Annotated in this window: 12 protein-coding genes; 11 read left to right on the forward strand and 1 reads right to left on the reverse strand. The window is 55.2% G+C overall.

Annotated features, from left to right (window positions below; translation table 11 throughout):
* Positions 1 to 87: 87 nt before the first annotated feature.
* From topA to ACR0L9_RS13210, 3 genes are all read left to right on the forward strand, one after another.
* The gene (gene topA / locus ACR0L9_RS13200; protein WP_480895835.1) at positions 88 to 2,712 is read left to right on the forward strand and encodes a type I DNA topoisomerase; all 2,625 of its coding nucleotides are present in this window, start codon (positions 88 to 90) and stop codon (positions 2,710 to 2,712) included.
* A gap of 92 nt (positions 2,713 to 2,804) precedes the next feature.
* Complete coding sequence (locus ACR0L9_RS13205; protein WP_480758474.1) at positions 2,805 to 3,509, forward strand: CoA transferase subunit A; 705 nt, start codon at positions 2,805 to 2,807, stop codon at positions 3,507 to 3,509.
* The gene (locus ACR0L9_RS13210; protein WP_170397333.1) at positions 3,509 to 4,135 is read left to right on the forward strand and encodes a 3-oxoacid CoA-transferase subunit B; all 627 of its coding nucleotides are present in this window, start codon (positions 3,509 to 3,511) and stop codon (positions 4,133 to 4,135) included. The genes ACR0L9_RS13205 and ACR0L9_RS13210 overlap by 1 nt, the downstream gene beginning before the upstream one ends.
* A gap of 45 nt (positions 4,136 to 4,180) precedes the next feature.
* Here the strand turns inward: ACR0L9_RS13210 and ACR0L9_RS13215 are convergent, their stop codons facing one another.
* Positions 4,181 to 5,047, reverse strand: a complete 867-nt coding sequence (locus ACR0L9_RS13215) for a lytic transglycosylase domain-containing protein (RefSeq protein ID WP_480758472.1) — start codon at positions 5,045 to 5,047, stop codon at positions 4,181 to 4,183.
* A 352-nt stretch (positions 5,048 to 5,399) separates the two neighbouring features.
* Here ACR0L9_RS13215 and ACR0L9_RS13220 point away from each other — a divergent pair, with 352 nt between their 5' ends.
* The 8 genes from ACR0L9_RS13220 to ACR0L9_RS13255 all read left to right on the forward strand — a co-directional run bounded on the left by ACR0L9_RS13220 (position 5,400) and on the right by ACR0L9_RS13255 (position 13,041).
* Complete coding sequence (locus ACR0L9_RS13220) at positions 5,400 to 5,597, forward strand: hypothetical protein (protein ID WP_480570881.1); 198 nt, start codon at positions 5,400 to 5,402, stop codon at positions 5,595 to 5,597.
* 94 nt (positions 5,598 to 5,691) lie between these two features.
* Positions 5,692 to 5,874 carry a hypothetical protein gene (locus ACR0L9_RS13225; protein WP_480570884.1) on the forward strand — a complete coding sequence of 61 codons (183 nt, stop codon included), beginning with the start codon at positions 5,692 to 5,694 and terminating at the stop codon, positions 5,872 to 5,874.
* 166 nt (positions 5,875 to 6,040) lie between these two features.
* Positions 6,041 to 6,922 (forward strand): Flp pilus assembly protein CpaB, encoded by an 882-nt coding sequence (cpaB, locus tag ACR0L9_RS13230; RefSeq protein ID WP_170424295.1) that lies wholly within the window; start codon positions 6,041 to 6,043, stop codon positions 6,920 to 6,922.
* A 196-nt stretch (positions 6,923 to 7,118) separates the two neighbouring features.
* Positions 7,119 to 8,525 (forward strand): type II and III secretion system protein family protein, encoded by a 1,407-nt coding sequence (locus tag ACR0L9_RS13235; protein WP_170397343.1) that lies wholly within the window; start codon positions 7,119 to 7,121, stop codon positions 8,523 to 8,525.
* Positions 8,526 to 8,542: 17 nt separating this feature from the next.
* A complete protein-coding gene (locus ACR0L9_RS13240) occupies positions 8,543 to 9,169 on the forward strand; it encodes an OmpA family protein (RefSeq protein ID WP_480570887.1) in 627 nt (208 codons plus the stop codon).
* Positions 9,170 to 9,370: 201 nt separating this feature from the next.
* A complete protein-coding gene (locus ACR0L9_RS13245; protein ID WP_170397347.1) occupies positions 9,371 to 10,603 on the forward strand; it encodes an AAA family ATPase in 1,233 nt (410 codons plus the stop codon).
* 17 nt (positions 10,604 to 10,620) lie between these two features.
* A complete protein-coding gene (locus ACR0L9_RS13250) occupies positions 10,621 to 12,060 on the forward strand; it encodes a TadA family conjugal transfer-associated ATPase (RefSeq protein ID WP_480895836.1) in 1,440 nt (479 codons plus the stop codon).
* Between the two features lie 12 nt (positions 12,061 to 12,072).
* Positions 12,073 to 13,041: a type II secretion system F family protein gene (locus ACR0L9_RS13255; protein ID WP_480895837.1), complete on the forward strand. Its 969-nt coding sequence runs from the start codon at positions 12,073 to 12,075 to the stop codon at positions 13,039 to 13,041.
* Positions 13,042 to 13,046 lie beyond the last annotated feature (5 nt).

The following is a 13,046-nucleotide window of genomic DNA, read 5'->3' on the forward strand; positions in this document are numbered from 1 at the left end:
ACGAACGCATTGACAATTCGATCTTGCCCCACACATTTTGCACGGTCATACAAAGCGCAAAATCCGTCGAGCGAGGATTCCTCTTAAATGCCCGTAGTTGTTGTAGAATCTCCGGCCAAAGCAAAAACGATCAATAAATATCTTGGCCCCGACTACACCGTTTTGGCCTCATATGGCCATGTGCGGGACCTGCCGCCGAAGGATGGGTCGGTCGATCCCGAGCATGAATTTTCAATGAAATGGGAGGTCGGCAATGACAGCCGTAAGCATGTCAAGGCGATCGCCGACGCTCTGAAAGAAGACAACGCACTGATCCTCGCGACTGACCCTGATCGCGAAGGCGAGGCAATCAGCTGGCACCTGCAAGAAGCGCTGACCAAGCGGCGTTCGATCAAGAAGGACACGCCAGTCAGCCGCGTGACGTTCAACGCGATCACCAAGGACGCCGTGACCGAGGCGATGCAGAACCCGCGTGAGGTCGATATGCCGCTGGTCGAGGCCTATCTGGCCCGCCGCGCGCTGGACTATCTGGTAGGGTTCAACCTGTCGCCCGTTCTGTGGCGCAAGTTGCCGGGTGCCCGTTCAGCGGGGCGCGTGCAATCGGTCTGCCTGCGCCTCATCGTCGAACGCGAGATGGAGATCGAAGCCTTCAAGCCGGTCGAATACTGGTCGGTCAAGGCTGTGTTCGAGACGCCTCGGGGCCAGACCTACGAGGCGCGTCTAGTCACGCTGGCAGGCAAGAAACTGGACAAGCACGATCTAGCGAATGCAACGCAAGCCGAACTGGCGGTTCAGGCGATCACCAGCCGTGATCTGAGCGTGACATCGGTCGAGGCCAAGCCTGCCGCGCGCAACCCGTCTGCCCCGTTCATGACGTCGACCTTACAGCAAGAAGCCAGCCGCAAGTTCGGCATGGGCGCACGCCATGCGATGCAGGTGGCCCAGCGGCTGTATGAGGCCGGATACATTACCTACATGCGAACCGACGGTATCGACATGGCCCCCGAGGCCGTGGCGGCAGCGCGCGATGCAATCGCCGACCGTTATGGTGCGGAATACGTGCCAGACAGCCCACGCATGTACAAAAACAAGGCCAAAAACGCTCAGGAAGCACACGAGTGTATTCGCCCGACAGATATGTCGCGCGATGCCAAGGCGCTGAAGGTGACCGATGAGGATCAGCGCAAGCTTTATGATCTGATCTGGAAACGCACCATTGCCTGTCAGATGGCTGCCGCACGACTTGAACGCACGACTGTTGAGATCACCAGCACGGACGGTCAGGTTGGCCTGCGCGCCACTGGTCAGGTGGTGCTGTTCGATGGCTTCATGCGCGTTTATGAAGAAGGCCGCGATGACGTGGTCGACGATGACGACAAGCGCTTGCCACAGATCATGCAGGGCGATCCCGCACGTTTTGCCAAGACCTCGCTGCGTGATCAGTTTGCCAAGGCCACCGCCGACTCGGAAAAGGCCGCCATTCTGGCCGAGAACGAATCCGTTCTGGCGCTGCAGCATCACACCCAACCGCCCCCGCGCTATACAGAGGCGACGCTGGTCAAACGGATGGAAGAGCTGGGGATCGGGCGTCCGTCGACCTATGCCTCGATTGTCACCACGATTCAGGATCGTGAATATGTACGTAAAGACAAGAATCGGCTGATCCCCGAAGAAAAGGGCCGGATCGTCACCATCTTCCTGCTGAATTTCTTTCGCCAGTATGTGGGCTACGAGTTCACCGCCAATCTGGAAGAAGAGCTTGACGACGTCAGCGCAGGTGAACGCGACTACAAGGATCTGCTGGGCAAGTTCTGGCGCGATTTCTCTGCCGCGATTGGTGAGACATCGGAGCTGCGTATCTCGGAAGTGCTGGACAAGCTGGACGAAGCGCTGGCACCGCAACTGTATCCGCCGCGTGAAGATGGCTCGGACCCGCGCATTTGCCCTAAATGCGGTGTTGGCCAGTTACATCTGAAAACTTCGCGCACCGGCGGGTTTGTCGGTTGTGGCAACTATCCTGAGTGCACTTATACCCGTCCGATCGCTGGTGAGGGCGCGGAAGGTGACGAGCGTTTGCTGGGCGAAGATGGGGGCGATGAGATCTGGCTGAAATCCGGTCGATTTGGGCCATATGTCCAGCGCGGAGAGCCCACGCCTGAGAACAAGAAGCCTCCTCGTGCGTCCCTGCCCCGTGGCTGGAGCAAAGACGACATGGATCTGGAGAAAGCGCTGACTCTTCTGTCCTTGCCCCGTCAGATCGGCGAGCACCCCGAAGGCGGCATGATCAGTTCGAACTTTGGTCGCTTTGGACCTTATCTAATGCATCAGTTGGCCGACGAGGCAAAGCCCGTCTACGCCAACCTCAAAGACCCGAACGATGTGTTTGAGATCGGCATGAACCGCGCCGTCGAACTGTTGGCCGAAAAACGCGCCAATCCAGGTCGCGGACGTCGGGCGGCCGCGAAGCCGCTGAAAGAGCTGGGCGACCATCCCGACGGCGGCGCGATGCAGGTGTTGGACGGGCGCTATGGGCCGTATGTGAAATGGGAAAAGGTCAACGCGACGATCCCCAAAGACATCAAACCCGAGGATGTGACCCAGAAAATGGCCATCGAACTGGTCAATGAACGCGCGGCCAAGAAAGGCACAAAGAAAAAGGCAGCCCCCAAGAAGAAAGCTGCTGCCAAGAAGACCACCAAGAAAGCAAGTTAGGTAGAAATACCACCTGACCCTTGGATTCGTTGACTTCCCCGTGACGTGGCGGCACAAATCGGCCCAACACCATGTCATTGGGGGAGTTTTCCATGAAGAAAATCTATGACAATGCCGATGAGGCGCTCGATGGGGTGATATCGGACGGCATGCTGATCGCTGCGGGCGGCTTTGGGCTGTGCGGTATCCCGGAAATGCTGCTTGAAGCAATCAAGGCCTCAGGCGCGAAGGATCTGACATTTGCCTCGAATAACGCAGGTGTGGATGATTTTGGCATCGGCATCCTACTGCAAACCAAGCAGGTCAAAAAGATGATCAGCTCTTACGTTGGGGAAAACGCCGAATTCATGCGCCAGTATCTGAGTGGAGAACTGGAGCTGGAATTCAATCCACAAGGCACACTGGCCGAGCGGATGCGGGCCGGTGGCGCTGGCATCCCCGGGTTTTACACCAAGACGGGCGTGGGAACGGTGATCGCGGAAGGCAAAGAGCACAAGGAATTCAACGGCGAGACCTATATCATGGAGGAAGGCATCTTCGCCGACCTCGCGATCGTAAAGGCGTGGAAAGCCGATGACACCGGAAACCTCGTGTTCCGCAAGACCGCCCGCAACTTTAACGTGCCCGCAGCGACTTGCGGCAAGATTTGTGTGGCTGAGGTTGAAGAAATCGTCCCGCGCGGCTCGCTGGACCCGGATGGCATCCACCTGCCCGGCATCTATGTGCATCGCATTATCCAAGGCAGCCACGAAAAGCGCATCGAACAGCGCACCACCCGCAAGAAGGAGGACGCATAATGCCCTGGGATCGCAATCAGATGGCCGCACGTGCGGCAGAAGAGCTGGAAGACGGCATGTATGTGAACCTCGGCATCGGTATTCCGACGCTGGTGGCGAACTATGTAGGGGACAAGGACATCACCCTACAGTCCGAAAACGGTATGCTGGGCATGGGGCCTTTCCCGTTTGAGGGCGAGGAAGACGCTGACCTGATCAACGCGGGCAAGCAGACGATTACCGAACTGTCCCGCACCTCTTACTTCGATAGCGCGACCTCGTTCGCCATGATCCGAGGCGGCAAGATCGCCGCTGCGATTTTGGGTGCGATGGAAGTGGACGAGAAAGGAGACCTGGCCAACTGGATGATTCCCGGCAAGCTGGTCAAAGGCATGGGCGGCGCGATGGATCTGGTCGCTGGCGTTGGTCGCGTGATCGTAGTGATGGATCACACCAACAAGCATGGTGATTCAAAAGTGCTGAAGGAATGCACGCTGCCTCTGACTGGCCAAGGCGTTGTGGATCGCATCATCACCAATCTGGGTGTTCTGGATGTCGTCGAAGGCGGCCTGAAGATCGTCGAACTGGCCGATGGTGTCAGCGAGGACGAGATGCGAGGAGCGACTCAGGCAACAATCGTAGATTGACCTCAGGCCAATGAAACATAAGGCCCGCTGCGATGCGGGCCTTTTTTAGTTCGAAGTCTGAAAAATGCAGGGGTCCGAAACGAACTGCGGTGTTGTTGTACATAGAGCACTCGCGACCTGAAACGCGGCCAGAACCTTGGGCACGTAGTCTCTGGTCTCGGCATAAGGTGGCACACCACTATGCTTGCGCACGGCCCCTTCGCCCGCATTGTAGCCTGCCAATACGAGAATCGGGTCATTGTCGAACTCGTTCATAAGCCAATGCAGGTATTTGACCCCACCTTCGATATTCTGTTCAGGTTTCAGGCTGTCCTCTACCCCAAAACGTTCGGCGGTAGCTGGCATCAATTGCATCAGGCCCTGCGCCCCGGCAGAACTGACAGCCTGTGTGCGGCCCGCAGATTCTACCGAGATAACGGCCAGGACAAGTGCGGGTGAGACATTGGTCCCTACGGTCGAACGTAGAATATCCACACCTCGCTTTTCTGCGATGTCTTGCAAGGTCTGCAGACGCGGCGCCGCGACACCCGTGGCAGTAAGCGCTTGAACGGCCTCTCTCAGCCTACCTGCGCTGGCCTGCGCCAGATCGGGGGATACCCGGCTCCAGAATGCTCTATAAGAGCCAACTGGCTTGGTCGCCGCCGCAATCTTCTGAGGAACCGATGGGGGCGGCTTTGCGATAGCGGCAATCTCAGGCACTTCCAGCTTGGCGCCAGTGCTGGGGGCTGATGGTGATGCTGCATGTTGTTCGGGCGTGATCTGAATCGTCACGCGCGGACGTGTCCCCGGTTTAGGGGCCTTTATGCGCTTATAGACGCCGCGCGGCTCGGTTTCGGTTGCAGTGACAGGAATCGCACCCGCCATCAGAAACACCGCTGCACCGGCGCATAATACTGCGTCCCGGAAATACATTTGCCTGCCTCGATTTCTTATCTTTTGAAGCATTTTGAACATCATAACGGCCCGCAACACCAGAAAAACCAAGCGAATTGGGGCAATTTCGCCTCAATTGCCGCCATTTTGCATCGCCCACACAACGGAAGCACAAAAAAGGTGTGATTTTTTTTATTTATTTCCAATTAGTTACCAAATTCACCAACAAAAAATTAAGCTTTGAGCAAAAAAATATTGGTTTGGCCCAATTCCTGCCACGCACAGGGGTCAAACATATATCCATACCGAGACGATCGGGAGCGGACTGAGAGAGAAAGCTCTGAAAGACGCCGAGGTTAATTAATTTTTGATCCTTTAGGAGGGACATAACATGATCAAGTTCATCAAGAACTTCCGCAAAGACGAAGACGGCGCCGTAACTGTAGACTGGGTCGTTCTGACCGCAGCTGTTGTTGGCCTGGCAGCCGTTGCTTACAACCAGATCCACAATGGTGCCAGCAGCCTGGCAGGCAACATCGATGACGCTCTGGGCTCTGCAACTGTGACGCTGCCGACGACCAACAACTAAGACTTAATCGGTCTAGTCTTAAAATTTAGGGCCATGTCTTTACACAAAGACGTGGTCCTTTTGTTTTCAAACAAGATTGATCCGGTGTAAATCAATGTTGAACAAGTTAAAGAGTTTCAGAACTGACGAGATTGGCGCAGTTGCGGTAGACTGGGTCGTCCTGACTGCTGTAGTCACAGGCCTTGCCGCAACGATGTATTTCTTCCTGAGTCAATCACTTCAGAACGCAGGACAACCAATCGTTGGTGTCGAAGTTGAAGAAATCGAGTTTGACTAACGTGAACCCGCAACAATCCGTTTTCTCTCCGTCGCTCTGCGCGAATTCACCTTTTTAAGGAATTGCAGCGGGATTGTCCGCTTTTTCGACACAATTCAAAAGTAACTTGGATGCTGAATCACTGTGACTTCGATTGTCATGGTCCAGAGAAGAAAAAGAGGGACAAATGCGAGCTGTTTTTGGACTTGTTCTTATCATCGGGGTCGCGTTGGCCGGTGGTGCTGTCTATATGGCACGCGAATACATCACGGACAATCAGGCCAAACTTGCTCAGGAACGCAAGTTGCGCGAAGAGGCGCTTGCCAATGCGCAGGCGGGCATCGTCCCGACCGTAGGCGTTTTGGTTTCGAATCGCTCCTTCAAATACGGCGAACGTTTGAACCAGGAAGATATCCGCGTCGTTCAGTGGCCTGAGGATGCGATTCCCGAGGGTGCCTTCGTGGACATGACAACCCTATTCCCGGAAATCAAAAACAATGAACGATTCGTTCTCCGCGCGATGGAGAAAGACGAAGCGATTATGGAAGTCAAAGTCACCAATCCAGGCGAGACTGCTGGCCTCAGATCACAATTGCCCAAGGGAATGCGCGCATTTGCGATAAGCGTTGATGTGGCATCTGGCGTATCGGGCTTTTTGCGCCCAGGCGATACGGTGGACGTGTATTGGACCGGCTCATTACGTGGCACCAGCGATTCTGGCCGCGGTGAGATTACTCGTTTGGTACTGACGAACATCGAATTGGTCGCTGTTGATCAGTCGGCGGGTCTGGATGTGACCGGCACAACCATTGCTCGCACGGTCACAGTTGCAGCGACGCCACAACAGATCGCCGCTCTGGCACAGGCTCAGAACACGGGTCGCATGTCGCTGGCACTGGTTGGCGCTCAAGATGACAAGGTGGCAGAGGTGGTTGAAGTCGATCAGCAGTCTTTGCTTGGCATTGAAGAGAGGGCCCCGGCCCCCGTCGCGGCTCCGGAGAAGGTCTGCACAATCCGCACCCGTCGTGGCGGCGAGACGGTAGAGACCCCAATTCCCTGCACAAACTAACTAATTTTCAGACCTTTACGAGACAAAGACCGCGCATTTTGCGCGGTCTCTTTCTTTGTGTTGTTGCGCATAATCCACATAAGGAACTTTCCAGAAACCATTGATTATTGCAATAAATCTGGTTCTGTCGCAGGGTTTCATAGCATAGGGCATAAGACCCAAAAAAAATCGAGTGGTGATCGGAGAGGCAGGTCACATGACAATACGTTCCTGGATCAGCGCAACCCTGCTGGGGTTGTCGCTAGTTGTGAGCCCAATCGGCGATGCCGCTTGGGCCCAAAATCTTCGCGTGGTTAAAAAGGGTACGGCGGAAACGCTGGATGTCCCCGTAAATCGCGCAATCGTGGTGGAGAGCGAACAGCCGTTCGCAGACATCAGCATTGCTAACGCAGGCATAGCGGATATTTCGACCCTGTCGGACCGCACTATCTATGTTCTCGGTCGGGCACCGGGTACAACCACCCTGACAATGTTCGACGGCGCGGGTAATCTGATTACCAACGTGCGTGTGCGTGTTTCCCCTGATGTTTCGGAATTCAAAGAACGCTTGCGTCAGATTCTTCCCAGTGAGCGAATCGAGGTTCGGACCGCCAATGATGGGATCGTCTTGTCAGGAACAGTTTCCAGCAGTGCCAAACTGGCGCGTGCGCTTGAGTTGGCAGAACGGTATGCCCCTGAACGTGTATCGAACCTGATGAATGTCGGTGGCGTGCAGCAGGTCATGCTGAAAGTGCGCTTTGCGGAAATGAACCGCTCTGTAGCCAAAAACTTGTCGGCATCGTTGGGCTTTGGCGGTGGCGACACCACTGCGGGCTTCAATTCCTTGAATAACCAGGGCGCACTGAACAACGCACTGGCGAACAACATCCCGTTTGTTCAGACAAATTCTGGTGCCATTCTCTTCGGTTTCGGCGCGGGGTCGACACAGGTTAGACTGCTTTTGGAAGCCCTTGAAACCAAGGGTTTGGTTCGCAGCTTGGCAGAACCGAATCTTTCTGCACTGTCTGGCCAAGAGGCGGAGTTCCTTGCCGGTGGTGAGGTACCAATCCCAGTACCCCAAGGCGACGGTGTCGTTGCGATTGAGTATCGTCAGTTTGGCGTACAGCTGCTGTTTGTTCCGCGCGTCGTCGATGGCAACCTGATCAACCTGGAACTGGGTGCATCAGTATCGAGCATCGACCAGAGTGCGAACTTCACGATCAACGGCGACAATGTTCCCAGCTTCATCACGCGTCAAACCCGGACAACCATCGAGTTGCGCGACGGTGAGAGCTTTGCCATTGCGGGCCTAATCCAGGATGATTTCACGGATCTGAACAGCCAGGTTCCCTGGCTTGGCGATGTGCCTGTATTGGGCGCGTTGTTCAGGAGCGCTCAGTATCAGCGTGAGCAGAGTGAATTGATCATCATCATTACCGCGCATCTGGTGTCGCCCACTCGTGGCGAGGCGCTTGCCCTGCCGACCGATCGTGTGAAACCGCCCAGCGAGTTCGATCTGTTCGTAAACGGCAAGATCTCTCGGACTGAACGCGCCGGAAATGGTGCAGCCTCTGAAGTTGCCAATCAGGATTTTGGCACCTCTTACGGCTACGTGCTGGACTGATAGAGAGGATAGAACCAATGGAAAAGTGGATCATCACACTGGGTCTTTCGGTTGCTGTCGCCGGTTGTACACGCGAGGCCGGGTACGAAATCGATCAGGGCACGTTTGGTAACGCTACACTGAACAACATTCAGGTCATGAATGGTGAGTTGACGTATGGCCAGATCCTCGCGCGGCGTTTCGCTGCCGAGGTGCCAACACAGATCAACTTTGCATTCGATAGCGCGCAATTGGACGCTTCGGCGCAACGAATCCTGTTGCAGCAGGCGGCCTGGATCAAACAGTTCCCCGAGGCGCGGTTCCGTGTCTATGGGCACACGGATGCCGTTGGCTCTGAGGCATATAACAAGCGATTGGGCCAGCGCCGCGCCAATGCCGCCGTTGCATTCCTGACACGACAAGGAATATCGCGCTCACGGTTGGAAGCCGTTGTTTCTTTTGGTAAATCCAGGCCGTTGGTTGCCACCCAAGATCGGGATCGACGCAATCGGCGGACAGTGACCGAGGTATCCGGCTTCTTCGACCGGCATCCAAATATTCTGGATGGAAAATATGCGGACGTGATCTATCGCGAATACATCTCAAGCGCGATCCCGCAAAGCTATATCCAACGGCAAGAAGACGCCGGCGGCACCGACAACTAATATACCGAAAATGGGCGGCATTGTCGCCCATTTCCCTACAATTGGTTCTTTTGCGCCCAATTCTTGCCTAACTTCCAAGCCACTTTGTGAACAATTGGGTGACCTGCGGCCAAAATCGACCGCATCGGGCGACAGCATACCAGAACTGAATCTTCTCGCGTTCAAATGGTTTGCTCAGCCCTCTCGATGAGGATTGTGTTAATGACAAGCGCGACGCCGCAAGACGATAATAACGCCATTTTGGCCTGTACCATCAGCCGTGATGTCCAGAACTTCGACCTTTTGATCGAGGATATGGAAGCTGCGCTGGGCGAACGCTGGGGTGATCTTGGATTTGCCGAAGCGCTTGCGTTCTTTAGCCAACCCGAAGCCAAGACGCTTCAATTTGTAGCGCTGGCGCTGGACGGCGATGATGAAGACAACCTGACACTGATGGGTGAGATCATCACTCAGGCCAAGGAAAAAGGCATCAAAGTTGTCTTGATCGCCGAGGATGTCACCCCTGCCGCATTGCATCAGCTGCTACGCAGAGGTGCGGACGAGTTTGTCCCCTACCCGCTTCCCGAAAATGAACTTCAGGAAGCAATCGATCGTATGCAACAACCCGATCCGGTTGTGGCACCACAAGCAGCGCCTACTGCGACGAACGGCTCCTCGAAAGAAGGGGCGCTTTTTGTCGTACAGGGTCTGGCAGGTGGTGTCGGTTCTACAACCATGGCGGTCAATCTGGCATGGGAACTTGTAACGGTTTCAGCCAAAGAAGCCCCGAAAGTGTGCCTGATCGACCTGGATCTGCAATACGGCACTGTTTCGACCTATTTGGATCTGCCTCGTCATGAAGCCGTGTTCGAAATGCTCTCAGACACGGATTCGATGGACGAAGACTCCTTTGGACAAGCGCTCCAGACGTTTGAAGAGAAGCTGCAAGTTCTAACGGCACCATCTGACATGGTGCCGCTGGACATCATCACGCCTGAGGACATTCAGCGAGTGATCGACACCGCACGCGCGAATTTTGATTATGTCGTCATAGACATGCCAAAAACACTTGTTCACTGGTCAGAAACGGTTCTGCAGGCCGCCCATGTCTATTTTGCGTTGCTTGAGCTGGATATGCGCTCGGCCCAGAACGCATTGCGTCTGAAACGGGCACTGCAGGCCGAAGAATTACCCTTCAACAAACTGCGGTTTGCTATGAATCGGGCTCCGAAATTTACCGATCTCAACGGTAAAAGCCGGGTGAAACGTATGGGCGAAAGTCTGGGTATTTCCATTGATTTGCTTCTGCCCGATGGCGGCAAACCCGTCATGCAAAGCGGCGACCACGGTTTACCGCTGGCAAATTCAGCGGCCAAGAACCCGCTGCGCCGGGAAATCGCCAAATTGGCTCAATCGCTTCATAGCCTTGGCAGTAGTGACGCCGAAGCCGCATAACTCAAAGGGGAGCTGCCGTGTTTTCAAGATACAAAAAACAGCCTTCGGCGCAGCCGGTTGAAACCCAGGCGTCGATAGTCGAGGCCCCGGCAGCGGCAGCTGCGGCACCAGCTGCCAACGCAATTGCGCGCAAGCCGGTCAAGAAAAAGGCAGCAGAAGTTGTTGGAAACGACAAGGAACGCAAACGCAAGGAACGGCTGGGCGAAATCAAGCTTGAGCTGCACCGTGAGCTTCTTGAAAACCTGAACCTCGCAGCCCTTGAAAAAGCTGAAGAATCCGAGCTGCGGACAGAAATCAGCGCGATTGCCAGCGAAGTTCTGGAAGCCCGCAACATCGTTCTGAACCGTGAAGACCGCAGCCAGCTAAACAAAGAGCTTTATGACGAGGTCACGGGTCTCGGGCCGCTGGAAGCGCTGCTACAAGACGACTCGGTCAACGATATTCTGGTCAACGGCCCCCAGCAGATTTTTGTCGAACGGGCCGGTAAGCTTGAGATTAGCGACATCACGTTCAAAGACGAAAAGCACCTGATGCGGATCATCGACAAGATCGTTTCTGCCGTTGGTCGCCGTGTCGATGAATCCAACCCGTATGTTGACGCCCGCTTGGCTGATGGCTCACGTTTCAATGCGATGGTGCCGCCGATCGCGGTGGATGGTTCGCTTGTTTCCATTCGTAAGTTTAAGAAAGACAAGCTCGGCATCGACGATCTTGTCAATTTCGGTGCGTTTACCGAAGAAATGGCAGCCTATCTGCAAGCCGCCGTGTCGACTCGTCTGAATATCATTGTTTCGGGCGGTACCGGTTCCGGTAAAACGACAACGCTGAACGCGCTGTCGAGCTTTATCGACGACGCCGAGCGCATTCTGACCATTGAGGATACCGCGGAACTTCAGCTGCAGCAGACCCATGTGGGTCGGATGGAAAGCCGTCCGCCCAACGTTGAAGGCAAAGGCGAGGTCAGTCCGCGCGATTGTTTGAAAAACGCCCTGCGGATGCGCCCCGACCGCATCATCGTGGGCGAGACCCGTGGCGCCGAAGTGATCGATATGCTGCAGGCCATGAATACCGGCCACGACGGATCAATGACCACGATCCACGCCAACTCGGCCCGTGACGGTATCTCGCGTCTTGAAAACATGATCGCCATGGCGGGGATCGAAATGCCGATCAAAGCGGTCCGCAGCCAGATCTCGTCGGCTGTGAATCTGATCGTTCAGGCCAGCCGTCTGCAGGATGGTTCGCGCCGGATGACATCAATCACCGAAATTACCGGCATGGAAGGTGACGTCATCTCGATGCAGGAAATATTTAAATTTCAACGTGTTGGCCTGACCCCCGACAACAAGATCATCGGTCATTTCACCGCCACAGGTGTGCGCAGCCACTATTCCGAGCGCTTCCGTCTGTGGGGCTTCGATCTGCCCGCCTCGATCTACGATCCAACCACGATGTAGGAGAACCAAGATATGCAACTGCCTGTCGAGGCGCTCATCTACATCGTGATTTTCGTCGGGGTCTTTGCCCTGGTCGAAGGTATCTATCTCGTCGCATTCGGAAAATCGATCAGCCTGAACAGCCGCGTCAATCGCAGGCTGGACATGATCGATAAGGGCGTCGGGCGCGAGCAAGTACTGGAGCAGCTGCGCAAGGAAATGCAGCAGCACATGAAATCGCAGAGCATACCGCTCTACTCGCTTTTGGCGGACAAGGCGCAGAAGGCGGCGATCGCCTTCTCTCCTCGGCAGTTGATTGTGATCATGGCACTGGTTTCAGGGCTGGCTTTTGTAGGTTTGAGCGTAGGAACAGCGACCGAACCGACGCTTCGGGCGGCTCTATCGGTCGCGATCGGGGTCGGAGCGGTGTACGCTTGGGTCAATAACAAAGCCAATAAACGTATGGCCTTGATTGAAGAACAATTGCCCGACGCGGTGGAACTGATGGTTCGGTCACTTCGCGTCGGAAACCCATTTGTTTCCTCGATCCAAATCGTTGCTAACGAGGTCGAGGACCCCCTTGCGACAGAGTTCGGCGTTATCTCGGATGAATCCGCTTATGGCCGGGATGTCGGTGAAGCACTCAAGGACATGGCAGAGCGGCTGGATATGCAGGATCTTCGGTTTTTGGCTGTCGCCGTTTCGATCCAGCAGCAATCGGGGGGTAACCTTGCCGATATTTTGGCCGGATTGGCCAAGGTGATCCGCGCACGTTTCCGACTGTTCCGCCGGGTGAGCGCCATCACCGCAGAAGCCAAATGGTCAGGCAAATTCCTGTCGGGTTTCCCGGTCGCCTGTCTTCTGTTCATCATGGTTAAGGACCCGAACTACTACGACGCCGTAATCGACGATCCGCTTTTCATTCCGGCATGTTTCTTTGTCGGCATCACGCTGACCCTGAACCTGATCGTCATGCGTATCCTGACCGACATTAAGGTTTAAGAGGC

The organism is Ruegeria sp. I3 (genome assembly GCF_056532525.1).